Source organism: Dokdonia sp. MED134 (genome assembly GCF_000152925.2).
In the GTDB taxonomy this organism is placed as follows: Bacteria; Bacteroidota; Bacteroidia; order Flavobacteriales; family Flavobacteriaceae; genus Dokdonia.
In genome coordinates, this window is the sequence record NZ_CP009301.1 from 1,177,430 (window position 1) to 1,197,018 (window position 19,589).

The window sequence follows — 19,589 nt, forward strand, 5'->3', positions numbered from 1 at the left end:
CTATCTAGTCGTTACTTTTTTCTTCAGTAACAGATGGATCTCTGTGGTAAATACGATCTTCTAACCACTCTTGCACTGCTAGTGCGTGAGCTTTAGGTAGACGCTCATAAAACTTAGATACTTCTATCTGCTCTTTGTTCTCAAAGATTTCTTCAAGACTATCATTAAATGTAGCAAACTCATCTAGTTTTTCTGAAAGCTCCTTTTTGATCTCAGTATTGATCTGTGAAGCACGTTTTGCAATTATAGAAATTGCCTCATAGATGTTATCTGTAGGGGCATCTACAAGATTCTTGTCAATTGTAGTTGTGCTTAAAGGTGCGTCTAAGTCCTTAATATTCATAATATTCTTCTTTAATTTAAAGTTTCCATTGCTAGCAGCGCTTCATTTACAGCTGCTACTTCTTCTGCTGCCTGCTCGCTATACTTTCCTTCTGGAAAATACTTCTCTAAGGCATTATATGCTTCTTTTGCATCCTCAAGTCTTTCTGCCTTACGACGTCTTACACTTCCTAATGCTAGTTGATAAGTAGAGTTAAACTTCCAGTACAAAGCATCCTCACGATACTTAGACCCTGGGAAATCTAGTAAAAAGTTATCAAACGCTTTTATCGCGTTTGGAAATGTACCTCTACTCTCTCCTATTTTATTATATCCTTTTGCTATCTCGTAAGCCTTGCGCTCTATCTTCTGGTTAAGCTCCTGTACCTTAGCATTTGCATCATCTAGACGCTCAGAATCTGGATACTGATTTATAAAATCTTGAAGTTTACCCATTGCTATGTATGTATCGCCTTGATCTAAGTTAAATCTAGGTGATCTATTATAATAGCTCTCTGCACTTTTATAAGCTGCCTCTTCTCTCTTCTCACTCTGAGGAAAAGATTTTACAAAACGTTCAAATTGATACCCTCCTTGGTAATAATCTCCTAGCTCATAAAATGTATTCGCATAAAGATATGACACACGCTCTGCTTGTGGGCGTCCTCTGTATAGCGGCACAATCTGCTCCCAAAGCTTTAAGGCTTTTTTGTATTTACCTTGAGAATACAAGGAATCTGCAAATGTGTACTTTGCTTTTATATCATCGTTTTTAAGAACATCTTGATACGCCGAACAAGAGCTCAATAAAACAACTGCAACTAGTAGGAAAAATATATTCTTCATAAGGGTTAAAAACAGCAGGCAAAATTACGTAAAATCAATCACATAACATAACTTAATTAATGTAGCCCAAAAATAAACGCTTTTACCCTAGTATTTATTTTGTTAGCATACGTTTAACAACTTCTATAAAGTGTTTAAAAATGCTCCTATCTTTTGATGCAATTCATCTGTAGCTTTTACTAGTGGCAATCTCACAAAGGGCTTGCACACACCCTGATGCGCTAACAATGATTTAATACCGGCAGGGTTACCCTCTTCAAAAATAAGATCTATAAGTTCTAATATTTTAAAGTGTTCTTTATACGCTTTCGCGAAAGCGTTATTTAAACCATCATTAATAATCGCTGTAAAAACTTCTGGAATACCTTGACCTATCACAGATATCACACCACTACCTCCAGCCGAAACTAATGGCAATGAAAGTGTGTCATCTCCAGAGATCACCATAAAATCATCTGGGGTTTTGTGTATTAATTCAAGCACCTGTGACATATCACCGGTAGCTTCTTTTATAGCTATAATATTGTCAAAATCTCTAGCAAGTCTCGCCGTAGTTTCTGGTAACATATTACTAGATGTTCTACCTGGCACATTATATAAGACAACCGGCAAAGAGCTAGCTGTAGCTACAGCCGCAAAGTGCTGATAAATTCCTTCTTGAGTAGGTTTATTATAAGCCGGAGATACCGATAGTATAGCGCTTATGCCATCATACTTACCATTTTTAAGTTCTGCTACAACTGCGGCAGTATGATTACCCCCCACACCTAGCACGACAGGTAAGCGACCGTTTGTCACTTTAATAATATGAGCAACCACCGCCTGCTTCTCTTCACTAGATAACGTAGCACTCTCTGCTGTGGTACCTAGCGCCACTAGATAATTTACACCGCCAGAAATACAATATTCTACCAGCTTAGTAAGTCCATTATAGTCTATAGACAAATCTTCATTAAATGGTGTAACGAGAGCAACACCTGTACCCCTTAACTCCTGCATTAATTTATAACTTTTAAAATTTTTAAATATTTTTCTAATTCTTTTGCAAAAACCACTTCTTGATCTGTAGCTACGTGTATCGTAAGATCATTATATGTTTCCATAGCTGAGTCAATCCCTACTTTAAACTTTGCAGCAGAGAGTGCTGTCATTGCTTTAAGCGATAAATTTTCTGGCGTGTAGTAGCTTATTAAAATATCAAAAGGAGTTGCACTAAAATCTTTGAGAGTCTTAGTTTTAAAAACTCCTTTCCACCCTACTTGCTTATCTGAAAATAACTGTGACTGCTCACGCTGCTCTTTTGTTAAGGTTTTTACATACTCAAGTATTGCTACATCTTTAGACTTTACTCCTATTGCTTTGCACAAAGAAGAAAGATTATTTTGATTAAAAGGCTTATCTACATCTTGTAAAATAGCAACGCTAGATACTGCAGTTGTGCTCGCCTTATAATTGCGTGCTTGTTGTGCTTTATCTATTTGTTTAATGATGGATTTTGCTTTTAATCCGGTTAAAAACATATAACTTTACTTTTGAACAAATGTAGATAAAATTTACTGCTACCTACGCCATAAATTATGAGGAGGACTACGCTTTTAACTATCATCTATGCGATTGTTATATATACAACAGCAATATCTTGTAAGGAAGAGTCTCACTATGCTCCAGAGCGTATTAAAGGAGATCTTATCCCTATAAATCAAAATAGCCCAACGAGTGAAGAGATAACTCAAGCCATACTTCCATACAAGGAAGCTATACAGGCAGAAATGGATAGTGTACTAGCCATTGCACCAGCATCGTACACAAAAAAGGACGGCAAGCTCAACACAGCAGTAGGCAATATGATGGCAGATGCTGTTTATGAAATGGCAAACCCTATATTTCAAAAAAGAACTGGATATCCCTTTAACGCAGTGCTTCTCAATTATGGAGGCATACGCTCTGCTCTTAATAAAGGAAACATCACTACCAGAACCGCCTACGAGTTAATGCCTTTTGAAAACGAAGTGGTTGTCGTAGAGCTTAGTGGTAAGCAAATGAGATCTCTTTTTGAATATTTAAAAGGTGGAAGTGCACATCCCATCGCAGGTATGGAAGTACAACTATCGGCCACAGGTGATCTTTTAAAAACACAAGTGCAAGGTCAAGATATTGATGATAACGAGACTTACTTTATCGCAACTAGCGACTACCTCAAGAATGGTGGTGACCATATGACCTTTTTTGAAAACCCAGTAAGCACGCTTCCGCTAGATTACAAAATAAGAAATGTGCTCATCGATTATTTTAAAAAGTATGACACCATCGCACCCGTAAGAGATAACAGATTTACAAGAGATAGCAAATGATACGTAGAACTTTTATAAAACAAACCGCCGCAGCAACAAGTCTTGTAGGATTAGGAGGGTTAACAATGGGTATGGGTGTAGATACGCTTTCGCGAAAGCAAAAAAAGCACATCACTATTTTACACACTAACGATGTACATAGTCACGTTGAGCCCTTCCCTTCTAACGACCCAAAATATGCAAATCTAGGAGGTGCCGCCAGAAGAATGGGAGTTATCACGGCTGTACGTAAAGAAAACCCAAACACATTACTTCTTGATGCAGGTGATATCTTTCAGGGTACTCCTTACTTTAATTTTTATGGAGGTGAGCTTGAGTTTAAACTTATGTCTATGATGGGATATGATGCCGCTACCATAGGTAATCACGATTTTGACAATGGTATAGGTGGGCTAGCTGCTCAAATGCCTAATGCATCTTTTGAACTTCTCACAGCAAATTATGACTTCTCAAATACCATAATGGATGGCCTCACAAAACCTTATAAGGTTTTTGTAAAAGATGGGGTACGTATTGGTGTTTTTGGCCTAGGGATAAAACTTAGTGGCCTTGTAAATCAAAATATGTTTAAGGAGACAAAATATCTAGATCCCGTAGAAATGGCCACAGATACTGTTAAAACCCTAAAACAAAAGGAGCGCTGCGACCTTGTTATATGCCTTTCTCATCTAGGTTATGAGTATCGCAATAGTGACACCATATCTGATATAGCACTTGCAGGAAAGACCGAAGGTATAGACCTCATTATAGGAGGTCACACACATACATTTTTAAAGAAACCTACAATTGTTCAAAACAAAAACGAAAAATTTGTACTTGTAAACCAAGTAGGTTGGGGAGGTATTAATCTAGGAAGAGTTGATTTCTACCTAGATGACAAAAATAATCTAGAGAGTTCGAGCTTAGTACTAGATATATAATCTAGATATACTCCTGATATGTACTTTCTTTTTCTATTCGTTTAAACCTAGTTATATAAGTGGCTAAGGTTACTTTCATAAATACCATCATAAATGTGGCCATTATAAGCATAGGAATTTCATTATAAAGAAAATAGTATATGAAGCCAAATACGGTACCAGCAATGTAGCTACCACCTATCATAATAAGACCTATATTGTCTGGGTGGAGGTTATAATTAGGTATTATAAAGCAAACACTCATTGTTATACCAAAAACCACCACTGTAAGCAAGAAGAGGCTCGTTTCTGGTATAAACGGCATTACTAGATAAACAATGTATAGCAGCACAAAGCTAAGTGTTATAAACCCCACAATGAGCTCTACAAGATTATGCTTTGAAAAGGCAGTTACTCGTTTTTTTAATACAGGTTTCATTATAAACAAGAGTGCAGCATACCCTACAATAGATGCTAGGCACGTGAGTGTTATATTTTTCTCATAGTCTGTTAAGAACAAATACTCCGCCAGTAGCGTTGCTACTAAAAATATTAAAAAGGAAATACTAAACTTACCTGTTGCTTTTATTACATATATATACAAAAACAAAGAACCAAAAGGAGTTAGATAGAACACATCATTCTGGTCAAAAAAGACAGGTGTAAGCATCATCATAAACCCTAGCAGAATACTGATAGATCTATATAACCTATATCCGGTAAAGTTCTCTCTAAGCATTAGTTAAAGCTAAGAATTCTATTTCAGAAATAATAGTAATTCCTAGTTTTTGAGCTTTTTCTAATTTGCTAGGTCCCATTTTTTCGCCCGCAACGAGGTATGATGTTTTAGATGAGATAGAACTTGAGACTTTTCCTCCGTTATCTTCTATCAATTTTTTAAGATCATTACGTGGCATTTCAAACACACCAGAAACCACAAACGTCTTACCTGCAAGCACATCTGACTGGTTTGCAAGCTTCTCTGCAGAAATTTCTAGTTGTACTCCGTAAGATCTTAAACGCTCTATGAGTGCTATATGTTCCGCTTTCGCGAAAAATGCAACTACACTCTCAGCAATCTTAATTCCTATTTCATCTACAGCAACCAGCTCCTCTTCTGTTGCCGAAATAATCGCATCAATAGACTTGTAATGCTTTGCAAGTTTCTTTGCTACAGTCTCTCCTACGTATCGTATACCTAAACCAAACAACACCTTCTCAAAAGGAATCTTAACAGACGCCTGCACACCATTCACTAAGTTTTCGGCACTTTTTTGAGCCATTCTTTCTAACGGAAGCAACTGCGCTACTGTAAGCTCATATAGATCTGCATAATTTAATATAAGTCCCTCGTTTACGAGTAAAGCTACCGTCTCACCTCCTAGCCCATCTATATCCATTGCTTTTCTAGATATATAATGTTGTATGCGACCTATAATTTGTGGTGGGCAACCCATATCGTTAGGACAGTAGTGTTGTGCTTCCCCCTCTTTACGCACAAGCTGAGTATCACATTCTGGACACTCGGCTATATAATCGGTAGGCTCAGAATCTGCTGGGCGTTTTGTAAGATCTACTGCTATGATTTTTGGGATGATTTCCCCTCCTTTTTCTACAAAAACCTCATCACCTTCTCGTATATCTAGTCGTTCTATCTGATCCGCATTATGAAGACTGGCTCTTTTAACGGTTGTCCCGGCAAGCTCTACAGGTTCTAGGTTTGCCACTGGTGTGATGGCTCCAGTACGACCTACCTGATATGTTATTTCGCGTAAGCGGGTAGACACCTGTTCTGCTTTAAACTTGTAAGCCATAGCCCATCGCGGAGCTTTTGCAGTATACCCCAACTCCTCTTGCTGCTGGAGTCCGTTTACTTTTACTACAACACCATCTGTCTCATACGGTAAGTCGTGACGAGCCTTATCCCAGTGATTAATAAAATCTAATACCTCATCAATGCTCTTTGCTAGTACTGCTGCATCTGGCACCATAAAACCCCAGTCTCTAGCTTTTTGCAAACTTTCTATCTGGGTAGTTATCCCTAGATTATTACCAGTGATATTATAAAGTAAGCACTGCAATGGTCGCTTTGCAACCTCTGCACTATCTTGAAGTTTTAGAGAACCACTTGCGGTATTACGCGGGTTACGATATAGCTCAAACCCTAGTTCCTCGCGCTCTGCATTCATCGCGTGAAAACCATCCCAAGGAAGCACAATCTCACCACGTATGTCAAACTTAGGAGGATAATCTCCTTTTAACTTTAAAGGAACAGATTTTATGGTTTTAATATTAGTAGTTACATCATCTCCCTGTAATCCATCTCCACGGGTTACAGCTCTGAGCAACTCTCCATTTTCATAGGTGAGACTTATTGAAGCACCGTCATATTTAAGCTCGCAGGTATAATGTACTTCACCATCTACCATTTTCTTAACGCGGGCTTCCCAGTCCTCAAGATCTTCCTTTGAGTAGGAGTTATCTAGAGAGTACATTCTATGCTCGTGTACAATAGTCTCAAAATTTTTAGTCACTGCACCACCTACGCGATGTGTAGGCGAGTTAGGATCATCATATGCTGGATTTGCAAGTTCTAGCGCCTTAAGTTGTTCTAATTTTTTATCAAATTCAAAATCAGAAATAGTGGGCGTATCTAGCGTGTAGTAGTTATAGTTGTGCTCGCGTAGCTCTTGACGAAGCTGTAAGATTTGTTCTTCAATAGTCATATGTAAAAATAACCAAAAAGAAAGGCTGTTACAATGAAGATTGCAACAGCCTTTACACTATTTATTATATAAAAAGTTAGTCTTCTATAAATAGATTTCTAACTAATGCAGCACAAATACCTCCTGCAATAGGTGTAACAATAAATAACCATAACTGGCTCATCGCTTTACCTCCAGCAAATAGTGCAGGACCTAAACTTCTTGCAGGATTTACAGATGTACCTGTGATAGGGATTGCAACCATATGTATTAATGCTAAAGAAATCCCAATAGCTAGACCTGCCATAAGAGGAGATGCATTTTTTGCCGTTGTTCCAAAGATCACGAGTAAAAACAAAAATGTAAATACAAACTCTGCAATGAGAGCAGATGTCATATTATAATTACCCAGATAACCTTCACCCCAGCCATTACTACCTAGACCCCACTCTGGCATAGTAAAACCAGCACTTCCAGAGGCTAATAGATATAACACCCCAGCAGCTAGTATAGCTCCTATGCATTGTGATATGACATACCCTACCGTATCTTTTGCGCTAAGTTTACCCGCAACAAGCATTGCAATTGAGATAGCTGGATTAATATGACAACCAGAAATTGGACCAATGGCGTATGCCATCACAACTACCGAAAATCCAAAAGCAAGTGAGATACCTAAGAGTCCTATTCCTTCTGGACCAGATTGTGAGACACTAGCAATAGTTGCCGCTCCACAACCAAACAAAACCAAGGCAAATGTGCCCAAACCTTCTGCAAAAAATTTTTTCTTTGTGTTCATTTGTAAATAATTGTTTTAGTTAATTACTACAAACTAGACATTTTAAGACAAAAGCTTAAACAAAATAGAGATACCTCTTAGGTAATAGATAAAAAACGCTTTTGCATCGCTTAAGAGTAAACTACGGGTAAACTAACACAGCCAAACTACTCATTTTCAGATAGCGAAGCTTTTAACCACTTAGGCATTGCCATAGGTTCAAAATTCTCCATCTGATCTAGAAGACCATCAATGGTAGTGTCTACAAGAAGGATGTCATAATTTTCTTGTTTCAGAAAACCTTTGTCTACCATATTTTTAAGCGCACTTAAAAGATCATCATAAAAGCCATTTACATTGAGCATCCCCACAGGCTTTTTATGCAACGCTAGCTGGCTCCAAGTAAGCACCTCAAAGAGCTCTTCCATCGTTCCAAAACCACCAGGAAGTGTTATAAAACCGTCAGACAGTTCTTGGAGCTTCATCTTGCGCTCGTGCATTGTCTCATTTACTATAAGCTCTGTAAGGCCTGTATGCACCACTTCTTTAATTTGTAAAAATGCCGGAATCACCCCAATCACTTTACCATTTACATCAAGAGCGCCCTGAGCAACAGCTCCCATCACCCCTATTTTGGCAGCACCGTATACGAGTGTCATATCCTTTTTTGCCAGTGTGGCTCCTAGCAAGCGAGCTTGGTTTATAATCTCTGGATCAGTTCCTGCACTGCTACCACAGTACACACAAATAGATGCTAACTTCATACGATTTCTTTTTTTCTAACAATTGTTTTGATATTTAGAAGCATTTAGGTTAAAGCCATACACGCCTTTATCATCCTATCTTTACCAAACATATCTTTTCTAAGCACAACATCTGTAAAGCCTATATTTTTTAATAATGCTACAGTCTCTCTACCCAGATATTCATTAATCTCAAAATACAGAGCTCCCGAAGGTGCTAAACTTTTACGGGCCAGCTCACCAATCTTTCTATAAAAAATAAGAGGATCTTGATCTGAAACAAATAGTGCACTATCTGGCTCATTGCTCAGCACGTTTTCTCTCATCATTGCCTTTTCTTGCTCACGCACATACGGCGGGTTACTCACGATAACATTATAAACTTCATCGAGGGCTTGCGTCTCGAGGATGTTCTGATTATAAAAGTCTACTTTCACGCCATTTGCCTTAGCATTTTGATATGCTGTGGCAAGTGCATTCTGGGAGATATCTACCGCTTCTACTGTTGCTTTATTAATATTTTTTGCAAGTGTAATGGCTATACAACCAGAACCTGTACCTATGTCTAAAAGACGTAACATATCTTGTGCTTCCTCTTTTAATAGACCTTGCGCCACATCATCTATAATCCAGGCGACGAGTTCTTCGGTTTCTGGCCTAGGTATTAACGTAGCAGGATTTACCTGAAAGTCAAGCCCGTAAAATGACGAGCTACCTGTGATATATTGCATAGGCTCACTCTTAGACAGTCTAGCTGTTATTTCTTCAAGCTCTTTACGTTGTGATGGGTGTATGTTTTGCTTTCGCGAAAGCGAGATCTCAACCCTATTCATTTTTAATACGTGCTCAAGTGTTAAGAAACATAGGTTCTCGACCTCTTCTGGCTCATAAAGTGCTGCCAGTTGCTTCTTGAAATCTGCGCGAAAATCGTCTATACTCATAGTTTTATAAGCATATGAACGGGACACGAAAAGTGACCTGTGTTACCCATAGGTCCATCTATATAATCAAAACCGGTGCGCTTGTATAATTTTTGGGCTGCCTCCATATAGGGCATCGTCTCAAGGTAGCATTGCTCAAATCCAAAATCTCGAGCCGTATCTAGACACTTCTTCATCATAGCCGACCCTAGACCCTTGCCTCGTGCTTCTTCTAAGAAGTACATCTTTTGCAACTCGCACACATTACCATCATAATTATCAAGTTGTGCGATACCCGCACAGCCTATTATCGCGCCATTATCTTCTACCACAAAATAGGCAGCCTTAGGCCTATCATAATGCTCATACATTGTATCTAGCGCCTCATCTGCATAAGCGGTCCCTACCTTTGGAGCGCCCATATCTACCAGCACCTTGCGCACTACGGCCGCAACCTGTGCATTATCTTCCTTTTGAATAGGTCTAATGATTGGTTTGTTCATCACAATTAAACGTTTACTTTTGCGATGTGAAGATACACAACACCTATATAAAAAGATGTATTGCCCTTGCAAAAAATGGGCTTCCAGCAGCAATGCCTAACCCCTCCGTAGGAGCCGTACTTGTGCATAACAACACGATTATTGCAGAAGGCTATACAAGTGCATATGGCGGTCCTCACGCAGAGGTAAATTGTATCGCTTTCGCGAAAGCGAATACCCCAGAACTCATTGCCAAATCCACCTTGTACGTATCTCTAGAACCTTGCTCACACTGGGGAAAAACCCCTCCTTGTGCAGATCTCGTTATAGACTCAGGAATTAAACGCGTAGTGATAGGCACCATAGACCCTTTTGCCAAGGTAGCCGGCGCTGGCATAAAAAAACTTATGCAAGCTGGAGTTGATGTTACCGTAGGCGTGCTTGAAAAAGAATGTCAAGAGGTAAATAAACGCTTCTTTACTTATCACAATGAGAAGCGACCATTTATAATTTTAAAATGGGCCGAAACCGCAAATGGTTTTATAGCTCCTGCTAGCAGAGATAAGCAAGAACCGGTGTGGATTACAAACTCTCACTCTAGACAACTAGTGCACAAACTACGTAGCAAGGAGATGGGCATTTTAGTGGGCGGCAAGACCGTTATAGAAGATAATCCTACACTTACCACACGTGACTGGCACGGCAGCAACCCGACCAGAATCGTGATTGACACACAAGGTAACCTACCTAAGAAGTTACACATATTTAATAATGAAGCACCTACAATAGTGCTTAAAGACAGTGACCCAAAAAGCATCTGTAAAGAACTTTTTGAGCATAACATACAATCTGTTATTGTAGAAGGTGGCGCTGCTACCCTACAACGTTTTATAGATGCAGCTTTATGGGATGAGGCTAGTGTGTTTACAGGCCTTACAAACTTTAACGCAGGTATAAAGGCTCCCAAGAAAACAAGCCAATTTACACTACAATCTAGTCAACACGTACAAGGTGACAGGTTAGACATTTACACACGCAGCGACTCTTGATTTACTTATTACTAAGCATAGCGGCTTCCAGTCTCATATTTGTAATCTTCAAGTTATTTTCAAAATTTGAAGTAAATACGCTACAAGCTATTATCGTAAACTATGTGGTGGCCTTTACTTGTGGCATCTTGTTTTATGAAGGCGGTACTACACTAGCACAAGTTCCAGAGCAGGAGTGGTTTTATGCATCTGCTGGGCTTGGTGTGCTCTTTATTGTTGTATTTAACTTAATGGCATACACTACACAAAAGAGTGGACTCTCTGTAGTATCTGTAGCGACCAAAATGAGTGTGGGGATTCCCATACTTTTTGGCGTTTTCTATTACAACGAGTCGCTAGGGCTCTACAAAAGCATTGGGATCATACTTGCTTTAATAGCCGTTTATCTCGCCTCTGTAAAAGCAAAAGATGGGATTGCTATAAAGAAAGAAAACCTCATCTTCCCAATTCTTGTGTTCTTAGGTAGTGGTGCGATAGATACTAGTCTTAAATTTATAGAGGGTGCATATGTAAGTAATGGAGATGTACCCATTTTTAGCGCAACTATCTTTGGCGCTGCTGCTTGTATTGGCTTTTTAATTATAGGGTATCAAATCATCACTAAGACATTTACTTTTAAGCTCAAAAATATTGTGGCAGGTGTCGGTCTGGGTATACCTAACTATTTTTCTATCTATATGCTTGTACAGGCTTTGCGAGATCCAAGATTTGATAGCTCTACACTTTTTACCATAAACAATGTTGCCATTGTGATGGTAAGTACCTTTATAGGAATCTTGTTTTTTAAAGAAAAACTTCTCCTCAAAAACTGGATAGGTATTGCACTCGCCGTGGTGAGCATTTTGCTTGTAAGTTTATTTAATTAGAAAAGAATTATACTTTTTTTTTACGCTTTCGCGAAAGCGTACTCAACACCCCTCGCCCTATAATTCTACTAGCTTTGTTTATTTAAAAAACCACCAAACTCCCGTTAACAAAGGGATTACAAGATATAAGCTCTGTAACATTTTGTGAATTATCTCAACATATCTATGTAACCAAAATGAAAACGATATGGGATTCGGTGGAGCAGCTCTTGCAGCAAATCAAGTAATGAGAAACAATAGAAACCTTCTTAAGCAAAAGCGTAAGAGAGGTGACTTATCTTTTGTATCTACTGTAAATGAAAAGTGGGTAGACCCTAAAAAAGCGTCTTTTGAACAACTTATGGAAATACGTAAACGTATACGTAGAGATAACAAACGCTATAGACGTAAGGTCCTAATTGTGACAATTATTGCCTTTATACTATTGGTGCTTGCGATAGCTGTAATACCTTGGGATCTCATTTTTACTAATAGTTTTAATCCTCACAAGTATTAATACCAAATCACAGATTATTCTCTACGGTACTGCTTTGTCTCTTCAAAAACGTGATCAAGTATAGCGATGTCTTGTTCAGTAAGTTCTATATCACGACGTGCCATTGCTATTTTTGCCGTCTCGTAGGCCTTATTTGTTTTGTGGGTTACAAAGCCACTAGCACCTCCCCAAGAAAATGAAGGAACAAAATTACGTGGAAAACCACTCCCAAAAATATTAGAAGCTACGCCCACTACGGTACCGGTATTAAACATTGTATTAATACCACACTTAGAGTGGTCACCCATCATAAGACCACAAAACTGTAGCCCTGTATTTGCAAAGCGACCTGTTTCATAATCCCATAACTTTACGGGGGCATAATTATTTTTAAGGTTTGAGTTGTTTGAATCTGCACCTATGTTACACCATTCTCCAAGGACACTATTGCCTAAAAAGCCATCGTGACCTTTACTTGAATACCCCATAAGCACGGCGTTATTTACCTCTCCTCCTACTTTACAGTGCGGACCTAGAGTGGTGCCGCTATAAATCTTGGCGCCCATTTTTACAGCTCCGTGATCACATACCGCAAAAGGTCCTCTTACGAGTGCACCTTCCATAATCTGGGCATCTTTGCCTATATAGATAGGGCCATCTGTAGCATTAAGATGTGAGTAGTGAACTGTTGCTCCTTCCTCTATAAATATTTGATCTTTATTTATTGCTATTACGTGCTCCGGAATGTCTTGAGACTCTCTATCTTCGGTAAGCATCTCGAAATCTCTGGTGATTGCCTCTCCGTTTTTGGCAAAAATATCCCAAGTATGGGCTACCGTAAGAATATCTGGAGCAGTGTATTGTATACAATCATAGGTGTCAAAATCTACTTCTTCACCCTCCTTTACATAAAAGGCAATGATTTCTTCTCCATCAAAAATGGCTTGTTGTGGTTCTAGGCCTTTAATAATCTGAGCGAGATTAGGAGAAGGGAGATATGATGCATTAATCATCACATTTACCTCCAGCTCAACCATAGGCCATCTTTCTGAGAGATACTCTTCTGTAACGGTAGAGGTTGTTGAACCTAGTACAAACTCCCATTTCTCACGTATGGTAAGTATCCCTATGCGTAAGTCTGCTACGGGTTTTGTATAAGTAAAAGGTAAAAGTTGATTGCGTACGTTACCGTCAAAAAGGATATAGTTCATCTCTAAGTACTGTTAGTCTGTTGAAAAAGCGATTGCAAAAATGAGCATCGACTTATACCGCAAATGTAAAGACTCTTAGATAAAGAAATGTATCTAGTTATAAAGAATACACACTAGTACAACTGTGTCTTACTTCTTCTTTTTTACAAGAATCGTCCACTCAAAGTTAAACTCAGAAACCTGCACACCGTCTTTGTTTGTCCCTACAGCTTTCATCCAGCAGGTTTGACCCTCACCAGTAGCAACCGCTTTATCTATAGCCTCTTTAATCTGAGGGCCATTATCACACACAAAGTGTATTCTGCCAGTTGCTTTTTTTGTAAAAGTGGCATTATTATTTGCCACAAGCATCGATATCTTTTTTCCGCTCTTTTGTATGTGTGCAATAACAAGTGCTCCTGTAGCAAGCTCTGCCGCCATACCCTGTACTGCCCAAAACATACTATTAAAAGGATTTTGATTAATCCAGCGATGTTTTACTGTGGTTGTACAAGACTCTGGTGATAGTGACTTAACACGCACTCCCGTAAGCCACGCAGAGGGTAGCTTAAACATTGTGAACGTATTGAATTTACTAGGTGTAGGAAAGGACATATCTATTGCTTTTAGACAAAAGTAACAATATTTATTAATACTATGCGTGCATATTAATATCTTAAATAAATGTTAATATTTAGTACTATGCGTAACAAAGTACCTTTTTTTAGACATATATTTGCATAAGACATTAATAGACTATGGAAACTAGCATACCCACACATCACAAAAATGTAGGAACATTAATACACCTTTCTACCTTCTGTAAATACCTTTTTCCTTTTGGAAATTTTATTGCGCCGCTCATTTTATGGAGCGCTCAAAAGCGCAACTCTCTATTTATAGACAAGCACGGTAGAGATGCCATAAACTTTCAGCTCAGTATACTTTTATATTTTATTGCGCTGGCGGTAATAAGCATTCCGTTCTTTATTTACTTTATAGTAAGTGCTGGTGAAGGAAGCGCTAGTTTGCTTAACAATGGATACATAAATGACCCTAGTGACTTTGCAGATCTAGGTGGTTTTCTCATCACTGCCATTGTGGTAGGTGTACTGGCTATAGGATTATTTCTTATAGAGATTATCACAGTAATTTCGGCAGCAGTGCAGGCATCACAAGGAGGCATTTACAAGTTTCCGCTTCTTATAAATTTTATTAAAGCTTCTGCCGTTGCAGAAACCCCAGATACTCAAGAGGACTCATCAACTCAAGAGCAACCTACTATGTAATGTAGTGGTATGACTATGTACGCTTTCGCGAAAGCGTAACAACAATTAATCAATCACCTGACCCAAATCAGGACCAAAACGAACAGTTTAATGTATTTAAAAATGGAAATCTATGAAGATTGAAAACACCAAAGCGCAAATGCGAAAAGGCGTGCTAGAATACTGTATCCTCTCTGTATTAAAAGACGAAGATGCATATGTAGCAGAGATCTTAGGCACGCTTAAAGACGCCAAGTTGCTGGTGGTAGAGGGTACAATTTACCCGCTTCTCACTAGACTTAAAAACGCTGGTTTACTCAACTATCGCTGGGAAGAATCTACCAGTGGTCCACCACGTAAATATTATGGACTTACCGAAACGGGTAAGATATTTTTAAAAGAACTCTCAACCACTTGGGATGAGTTACAGACAGCAGTAGCCGTAGTTACATCCACTAAAACCACAAAAAAATGAACAAGACAGTTAATATAAATTTAGCAGGAGTATTTTTTCATATAGATGAGGATGCTTACGGTAAATTACAGAGATATCTCGCTGCCATCAAACGTTCTTTTGAAGGTATGCAAGGTGAAGATGAAATTATAGCAGATATAGAAGCTCGTATCTCTGAGCTATTTTCTGAGCGCATTAAAGACGAGCGCCAGGTAATAGGCTCACAAGAGCTAGACGAGGTGATTGCTGTAATGGGACAACCAGAAGACTATATGGTAGATGACGATATTTTTGAAGATGAGCCTGCAGCTAGCAGCAACTCCTCAAAAAAGTCAAAACAAGCACCACGTATCGCACAACGTCGTTTTTACAGAGATACAGATAATGCTTACATAGGCGGTGTATCTAGCGGTATGGGACACTATCTGGGTATAGATCCTTTATGGGTTCGTATAGGCTGGGTATTACTTATAGCGCTTACTTGGTTTACACTAGGAGGTACAGCACTTATCTATCTTGCTCTATGGGTTTTTGTACCAGAAGCACAAACCACGGCAGATAAACTCGCAATGCGGGGAAAGGCAGTTAACATTGACAATATCACAGAAAAAGTAAAAGAAGGATTTGAAAATGTGGCTGACACCGTAAAGAGTGTAGATTATGATAAGTATGGTAATAAAGTAAAAACAGGAGCTCAAGGTTTTTTCGGGACCATTGGTAAGATTATTATGTTTTTCTTTAAGGTCCTTGCAAAGATTATAGGTGTACTCCTTATTATAACGGGAGCTACTGTAGTTATCTCTTTACTTATCACCTTTTTAACAGGTGGTGTAGTAGATCTATTTACTCCTAATCTAGCCGATTTACCGTGGGTAAATAATGAGACAGGACTGCCTATCTGGCTTGTACTTCTTCTCACCTTATTTGCAGTTGGGATACCTTTCTTCTTCTTGTTTTATTTAGGACTTAAGATTGTTTCTTCTAACCTAAAATCTATGCCGGTGAGTGCAAAGCTTAGCCTCTTTGGCCTGTGGCTTGTATCTGCGATAGTGATAGGCGTATTTTCTGTAAAAGAAGCTATTAAGTATTCTAACACAGAAACTGGTAAAGTAGTAGAGCGCACAGAGCTTGCGATAAAGGCAAGTGACACCCTGCGCATACAGATGCGAGAGAGTGATCGTTATGAAATTCCTTTTGGGCGATCTACAGGGTTTATGAGAACGATTAAGAGTGACACAGAAAATGTGACTATAGAGCGTGACGTACGTCTTATTGTGAGAAGTACTAAAGATAGTAATGGCTACATCCAGATAGAAAAACGAGCAGATAACTTCACCTATGAAGAAGCACGTGAGCTAGCCTCATCTATACAGTATGATTTTAAACTAGAAGACGGTGTTTTATCACTAGATGGTTTTCTTACCTCACCTACTCAAAAATCATATGGCCACTGGAATGATCGCGAGGTACAAGTGATTGTATACCTTCCAGAAGGAACTACCCTCATTGCAGATGAAAATACGTACTCATACCACCGCAATGATAGTAGATACCGTGACATACTAGATAATGGAACAGAAGAGCAATACCTAACCGTGGGTAATGGCAAGCTTCTTTGTGACGGCTGTCCAGAAGATCGCAGTTATGATTATAACGATGATGATAACTCTTGGGAGCAATCTGGTAATGATTCTTGGGAAGAACGCAGTTATGAAGAAGGAGAAAATGCTCCAGAATGGGATCGTGAGCCAGAAGCACCCCAAGCTCCTACGCCACCAGAAGCTCCTGACACAGAAGCGCTACGAAATAACTAACCTACTATGAAAAACCCAACCAACCTTCTTTGGATCCTGTTGCTACTCCCCTTGATCGGAGTGGCGCAGGTGTCTAAGGATAGCAAACTTTATAAAGAAATTCTTGCTATAGATACTGCTCTTTTTGGCTCGTACAATAATTGTGACCTCGCAACTCACGAAACTCTCATCTCAGAAGATCTTGAGTTTTATCACGACAAGGGTGGACTTTCTACTAGCAAAACAGATTATATGCAGGCGCTCAAGGAGAATATTTGTAATAAAGTACAGAGAACACTTACTCCAGGTACCTTTGAGGTACACGAGATAGCAGGTTTTGGTGCTGTGTCACTTGGAAAACATAGTTTTCACAACCTAGTAGAAGACAGCCACTCAGAACCATCTAAGTTTATTACCATATTAAAAGACACCCCAAAAGGCTGGAAAATCACACGGGTGATAAGCTTGCACTAGCAATCTATACAACTCAGTCATAAATTATTACAGTTGGGTAGGTTACGCTTTCGCGAAAGCGGACTTATCTACATCTTTACATCATCAATCAAAAACAATCAATCAAACAAAAACGAACCAACCACCAAAAAACCAATCATTATGACAACGCTCATCAAAACAATTTTAGGAATCCTTACTGCTTTACTCGTCACCTCTTGTCAGTTTGACATTAATCTAGGGCAAATGCACGGCGACGGAAATGTAGTTACAGAAGATCTGAACATCACAGAAGACTTTGACGAAGTAGTCGCTGGTAATGGCTGGGAAGTGTTTTTAGAAAAAGGAAGCACTAACGCCGTAATACTTGAAGCAGACCAAAACCTTGTAGATGCTGCCGAAATTTATGTAAAAGACGGGAAGCTAAAAATATACTGCGAAGACAATATCAAAAGTGCTACCTCAAAAAAGGTGTTTGTAACCTACTCAGAAAATCTTACTGATGTGAGCGTAAATAGTGGTGCAAGTCTCACTACAAAGGAAACACTTACTGGAGATGACATAGAATTTGACGCATCTTCTGGAGGGACAATGCGCGTACAAGTTTCTGCAAAAAATGTAGAGACAGATGTAAGTAGCGGTGGCGTGGCACGTATCTCTGGTAGTGCAGAGCGACTGGATGCTTCGGTTTCTAGTGGTGGTGTAGCAAGAATAAGCCAACTCAAATCTGTGAGTGCAAAGGCAGATGCTTCATCTGGAGGCGTGATGGACGTTTATGCTTCTCAAGATCTTAAGGCAGAGGCCTCTTCTGGAGGAATTATAAATTACTACGGTAGCCCAAGAAATGTGGATAAGCCTAAAAAAAGCTACTCTGGCGGGGTTATAAGAAGCAAAGAATAATTACAATAAATAACATCAATCAATCAACACAAAAATGCTCGATAGTATCGAGCATTTTTTTATGTATATAATAGTCAAGAGTTACAATCCAGCCTTTATTTTCATAAATTGGGCTTCTAGCATTGCCATTTTTTCTTCTAGCCCATCTGCCAGTTCTGGCACTCTGTGATAGAAGACGTAGCGTATGCGCCAGAGTTCTTTAATTTCTTTTATAGGAAACTCTAAGTCGTCTATATTTTTATGATCTGCTCTTAGGGTAATAGTATTACCAGAGAGATAGCAACGTCTTAATACTAGTCTATCATTAAAAACGGCTAGAATGAGATGTCCATTATTGAGCTTTTTATAAACGTTTTTGGGGATGTGCTCACCTATTACAATATCCTTTGGGAAGAGTCCTTTGTCATTACTACTCATTTCCAAGTTATCTACCGTAAAGGCTCTGAAATCTTTTTCTGGATTTACGGGTAGTTGTAAGACAGGCATATCTGCTACAAAAGCTTCCCTGTCATTATATAGTAGATAATCGTTTGTGTTTTTTGGGGTGATGCAAGGTATTGTTGCAAAAGTTTCTTTTGTAATCTGCTCGTGATCTGTAGTAAGGTCTGCTTTAAATTTGAGCAAACTATTTACGGTAAGCTCTTTTGTGAGCAAGTCATCTATAGGAATGCTAAAATAATTAGCAATTTTAATTACCGTATCTATTTTAGGTTCACTCCTACCCTCCTCATAAGCCCCTAACGTCCCTCTTTTCAGGTCAAAGAGCTCTGCAAACGACTGCTGACTAAGCGTCTTTACGGTTCTTATTTTTCGAATGTTTTTACCAAAGAATGACATATTTTGCTAATTTTATTTGCAAATGACAAAATTGTTTGTATATTTACCTAACAATTTTAGCAAAAAGAATTCACTTATGCTAATTTATTTAGCTTTTTCGCGAAAGCGTACTAGCATCATCAAACATTCATCAATCAAAAATCAAACATTATGACCACTTTAATTATTTACATCCTGAGCCACTTATAAACAATTGGGTATTTACAGAGACAAGTTTTCGTATTATTAACCTTCCAATGTATTGGAACACAACATTGAC

23 protein-coding genes are annotated in these 19,589 nt (G+C 38.8%); 10 read left to right on the forward strand and 13 right to left on the reverse strand.

Going from position 1 to position 19,589, the window contains the following annotated elements:
* Positions 1–4: 4 nt before the first annotated feature.
* The 4 genes from MED134_RS05210 to MED134_RS14690 form a co-directional block, all read right to left on the reverse strand.
* Positions 5–343, reverse strand: coding sequence for a DNA-directed RNA polymerase subunit omega (locus tag MED134_RS05210; RefSeq protein ID WP_021778416.1), 339 nt, complete (start codon positions 341–343; stop codon positions 5–7).
* An 11-nt stretch (positions 344–354) separates the two neighbouring features.
* The gene (locus MED134_RS05215; protein ID WP_021778415.1) at positions 355–1,167 is read right to left on the reverse strand and encodes an outer membrane protein assembly factor BamD; all 813 of its coding nucleotides are present in this window, start codon (positions 1,165–1,167) and stop codon (positions 355–357) included.
* A 123-nt stretch (positions 1,168–1,290) separates the two neighbouring features.
* Positions 1,291–2,166 (reverse strand): 4-hydroxy-tetrahydrodipicolinate synthase, encoded by an 876-nt coding sequence (gene dapA, locus MED134_RS05220; RefSeq protein WP_021778414.1) that lies wholly within the window; start codon positions 2,164–2,166, stop codon positions 1,291–1,293.
* Complete coding sequence (locus MED134_RS14690) at positions 2,166–2,687, reverse strand: DUF6913 domain-containing protein (protein WP_021778413.1); 522 nt, start codon at positions 2,685–2,687, stop codon at positions 2,166–2,168. The genes dapA and MED134_RS14690 overlap by 1 nt, the downstream gene beginning before the upstream one ends.
* Positions 2,688–2,744: 57 nt before the next feature.
* On the opposite strand from MED134_RS14690, the gene MED134_RS05230 reads away from it, so the two are divergent.
* Positions 2,745–3,518: a 5'-nucleotidase C-terminal domain-containing protein gene (locus tag MED134_RS05230; protein ID WP_021778412.1), complete on the forward strand. Its 774-nt coding sequence runs from the start codon at positions 2,745–2,747 to the stop codon at positions 3,516–3,518.
* Entirely contained in the window at positions 3,515–4,438 is a 924-nt protein-coding gene (locus MED134_RS05235; RefSeq protein WP_021778411.1) for a bifunctional metallophosphatase/5'-nucleotidase, read from the forward strand. The genes MED134_RS05230 and MED134_RS05235 overlap by 4 nt, the downstream gene beginning before the upstream one ends.
* A gap of 1 nt (position 4,439) precedes the next feature.
* Here the strand turns inward: MED134_RS05235 and MED134_RS05240 are convergent, their stop codons facing one another.
* The 6 genes from MED134_RS05240 to MED134_RS05265 form a co-directional block, all read right to left on the reverse strand.
* Positions 4,440–5,156, reverse strand: coding sequence for a hypothetical protein (locus tag MED134_RS05240; RefSeq protein ID WP_038597176.1), 717 nt, complete (start codon positions 5,154–5,156; stop codon positions 4,440–4,442).
* Positions 5,149–7,143: an NAD-dependent DNA ligase LigA gene (gene ligA / locus MED134_RS05245; RefSeq protein ID WP_021778409.1), complete on the reverse strand. Its 1,995-nt coding sequence runs from the start codon at positions 7,141–7,143 to the stop codon at positions 5,149–5,151. Before ligA ends, MED134_RS05240 begins: the two co-directional genes overlap by 8 nt.
* Positions 7,144–7,219: 76 nt before the next feature.
* Positions 7,220–7,921, reverse strand: coding sequence for an aquaporin Z (gene aqpZ, locus MED134_RS05250; RefSeq protein ID WP_021778408.1), 702 nt, complete (start codon positions 7,919–7,921; stop codon positions 7,220–7,222).
* Positions 7,922–8,067: 146 nt separating this feature from the next.
* A complete protein-coding gene (locus tag MED134_RS05255; RefSeq protein ID WP_021778407.1) occupies positions 8,068–8,664 on the reverse strand; it encodes a TIGR00730 family Rossman fold protein in 597 nt (198 codons plus the stop codon).
* A 44-nt stretch (positions 8,665–8,708) separates the two neighbouring features.
* The gene (gene prmC, locus MED134_RS05260) at positions 8,709–9,584 is read right to left on the reverse strand and encodes a peptide chain release factor N(5)-glutamine methyltransferase (protein ID WP_021778406.1); all 876 of its coding nucleotides are present in this window, start codon (positions 9,582–9,584) and stop codon (positions 8,709–8,711) included.
* Positions 9,581–10,066, reverse strand: coding sequence for a GNAT family N-acetyltransferase (locus MED134_RS05265; RefSeq protein ID WP_038597180.1), 486 nt, complete (start codon positions 10,064–10,066; stop codon positions 9,581–9,583). Before MED134_RS05265 ends, prmC begins: the two co-directional genes overlap by 4 nt.
* A gap of 26 nt (positions 10,067–10,092) precedes the next feature.
* Here MED134_RS05265 and ribD point away from each other — a divergent pair, with 26 nt between their 5' ends.
* The 3 genes from ribD (at position 10,093) to MED134_RS05280 (ending at position 12,456) form a co-directional block, all read left to right on the forward strand.
* Positions 10,093–11,094: a bifunctional diaminohydroxyphosphoribosylaminopyrimidine deaminase/5-amino-6-(5-phosphoribosylamino)uracil reductase RibD gene (gene ribD, locus MED134_RS05270; RefSeq protein ID WP_038597183.1), complete on the forward strand. Its 1,002-nt coding sequence runs from the start codon at positions 10,093–10,095 to the stop codon at positions 11,092–11,094.
* Entirely contained in the window at positions 11,091–11,960 is an 870-nt protein-coding gene (locus MED134_RS05275) for an EamA family transporter (RefSeq protein ID WP_021778404.1), read from the forward strand. Before ribD ends, MED134_RS05275 begins: the two co-directional genes overlap by 4 nt.
* A gap of 187 nt (positions 11,961–12,147) precedes the next feature.
* Positions 12,148–12,456, forward strand: a complete 309-nt coding sequence (locus tag MED134_RS05280) for a hypothetical protein (protein ID WP_021778403.1) — start codon at positions 12,148–12,150, stop codon at positions 12,454–12,456.
* Positions 12,457–12,470: 14 nt separating this feature from the next.
* Here the strand turns inward: MED134_RS05280 and MED134_RS05285 are convergent, their stop codons facing one another.
* Together MED134_RS05285 and MED134_RS05290 are read right to left on the reverse strand one after the other, a co-directional pair.
* Entirely contained in the window at positions 12,471–13,646 is a 1,176-nt protein-coding gene (locus MED134_RS05285) for a GlmU family protein (protein WP_021778402.1), read from the reverse strand.
* Between the two features lie 129 nt (positions 13,647–13,775).
* Positions 13,776–14,240: a DUF4442 domain-containing protein gene (locus MED134_RS05290; RefSeq protein WP_021778401.1), complete on the reverse strand. Its 465-nt coding sequence runs from the start codon at positions 14,238–14,240 to the stop codon at positions 13,776–13,778.
* Positions 14,241–14,383: 143 nt separating this feature from the next.
* Between MED134_RS05290 and MED134_RS05295 the strand changes: the two genes are divergently transcribed.
* The 5 genes from MED134_RS05295 to MED134_RS05315 all read left to right on the forward strand — a co-directional run bounded on the left by MED134_RS05295 (position 14,384) and on the right by MED134_RS05315 (position 18,493).
* The gene (locus MED134_RS05295; RefSeq protein WP_021778400.1) at positions 14,384–14,914 is read left to right on the forward strand and encodes a DUF4870 domain-containing protein; all 531 of its coding nucleotides are present in this window, start codon (positions 14,384–14,386) and stop codon (positions 14,912–14,914) included.
* A 112-nt stretch (positions 14,915–15,026) separates the two neighbouring features.
* Entirely contained in the window at positions 15,027–15,368 is a 342-nt protein-coding gene (locus MED134_RS05300; protein ID WP_021778399.1) for a PadR family transcriptional regulator, read from the forward strand.
* On the forward strand, positions 15,365–17,161 hold the full coding sequence (locus MED134_RS05305) for a PspC domain-containing protein (protein WP_021778398.1): 1,797 nt from the start codon (positions 15,365–15,367) through the stop codon (positions 17,159–17,161). The genes MED134_RS05300 and MED134_RS05305 overlap by 4 nt, the downstream gene beginning before the upstream one ends.
* A gap of 6 nt (positions 17,162–17,167) precedes the next feature.
* Complete coding sequence (locus tag MED134_RS05310) at positions 17,168–17,614, forward strand: nuclear transport factor 2 family protein (RefSeq protein ID WP_021778397.1); 447 nt, start codon at positions 17,168–17,170, stop codon at positions 17,612–17,614.
* A 141-nt stretch (positions 17,615–17,755) separates the two neighbouring features.
* The gene (locus MED134_RS05315) at positions 17,756–18,493 is read left to right on the forward strand and encodes a head GIN domain-containing protein (RefSeq protein WP_021778396.1); all 738 of its coding nucleotides are present in this window, start codon (positions 17,756–17,758) and stop codon (positions 18,491–18,493) included.
* An 81-nt stretch (positions 18,494–18,574) separates the two neighbouring features.
* On the opposite strand, the gene MED134_RS05320 is transcribed toward MED134_RS05315, so the two are convergent.
* Positions 18,575–19,330 carry a helix-turn-helix domain-containing protein gene (locus MED134_RS05320; RefSeq protein ID WP_021778395.1) on the reverse strand — a complete coding sequence of 252 codons (756 nt, stop codon included), beginning with the start codon at positions 19,328–19,330 and terminating at the stop codon, positions 18,575–18,577.
* Positions 19,331–19,589 lie beyond the last annotated feature (259 nt).

Excerpts from the sequence above, each read along its gene's own strand:
- MED134_RS05310 (WP_021778397.1), top strand. The coding sequence starts at position 17,168 with ATGAAAAACCCAACCAACCTTCTTTGGATCCTGTTGCTACTCCCCTTG.
- MED134_RS14690 (WP_021778413.1), bottom strand. The coding sequence starts at position 2,687 with ATGTTTTTAACCGGATTAAAAGCAAAATCCATCATTAAACAAATAGAT.
- MED134_RS05210 (WP_021778416.1), bottom strand. The coding sequence starts at position 343 with ATGAATATTAAGGACTTAGACGCACCTTTAAGCACAACTACAATTGAC.
- MED134_RS05300 (WP_021778399.1), top strand. The coding sequence starts at position 15,027 with ATGAAGATTGAAAACACCAAAGCGCAAATGCGAAAAGGCGTGCTAGAA.
- MED134_RS05290 (WP_021778401.1), bottom strand. The coding sequence starts at position 14,240 with ATGTCCTTTCCTACACCTAGTAAATTCAATACGTTCACAATGTTTAAG.
- MED134_RS05235 (WP_021778411.1), top strand. The coding sequence starts at position 3,515 with ATGATACGTAGAACTTTTATAAAACAAACCGCCGCAGCAACAAGTCTT.
- dapA (WP_021778414.1), bottom strand. The coding sequence starts at position 2,166 with ATGCAGGAGTTAAGGGGTACAGGTGTTGCTCTCGTTACACCATTTAAT.
- MED134_RS05315 (WP_021778396.1), top strand. The coding sequence starts at position 17,756 with ATGACAACGCTCATCAAAACAATTTTAGGAATCCTTACTGCTTTACTC.
- MED134_RS05305 (WP_021778398.1), top strand. The coding sequence starts at position 15,365 with ATGAACAAGACAGTTAATATAAATTTAGCAGGAGTATTTTTTCATATA.
- MED134_RS05320 (WP_021778395.1), bottom strand. The coding sequence starts at position 19,330 with ATGTCATTCTTTGGTAAAAACATTCGAAAAATAAGAACCGTAAAGACG.
- MED134_RS05240 (WP_038597176.1), bottom strand. The coding sequence starts at position 5,156 with ATGCTTAGAGAGAACTTTACCGGATATAGGTTATATAGATCTATCAGT.
- MED134_RS05285 (WP_021778402.1), bottom strand. The coding sequence starts at position 13,646 with ATGAACTATATCCTTTTTGACGGTAACGTACGCAATCAACTTTTACCT.
- MED134_RS05280 (WP_021778403.1), top strand. The coding sequence starts at position 12,148 with ATGGGATTCGGTGGAGCAGCTCTTGCAGCAAATCAAGTAATGAGAAAC.
- MED134_RS05295 (WP_021778400.1), top strand. The coding sequence starts at position 14,384 with ATGGAAACTAGCATACCCACACATCACAAAAATGTAGGAACATTAATA.
- ligA (WP_021778409.1), bottom strand. The coding sequence starts at position 7,143 with ATGACTATTGAAGAACAAATCTTACAGCTTCGTCAAGAGCTACGCGAG.
- MED134_RS05255 (WP_021778407.1), bottom strand. The coding sequence starts at position 8,664 with ATGAAGTTAGCATCTATTTGTGTGTACTGTGGTAGCAGTGCAGGAACT.
- prmC (WP_021778406.1), bottom strand. The coding sequence starts at position 9,584 with ATGAGTATAGACGATTTTCGCGCAGATTTCAAGAAGCAACTGGCAGCA.
- MED134_RS05230 (WP_021778412.1), top strand. The coding sequence starts at position 2,745 with ATGAGGAGGACTACGCTTTTAACTATCATCTATGCGATTGTTATATAT.
- aqpZ (WP_021778408.1), bottom strand. The coding sequence starts at position 7,921 with ATGAACACAAAGAAAAAATTTTTTGCAGAAGGTTTGGGCACATTTGCC.
- MED134_RS05265 (WP_038597180.1), bottom strand. The coding sequence starts at position 10,066 with ATGAACAAACCAATCATTAGACCTATTCAAAAGGAAGATAATGCACAG.
- MED134_RS05215 (WP_021778415.1), bottom strand. The coding sequence starts at position 1,167 with ATGAAGAATATATTTTTCCTACTAGTTGCAGTTGTTTTATTGAGCTCT.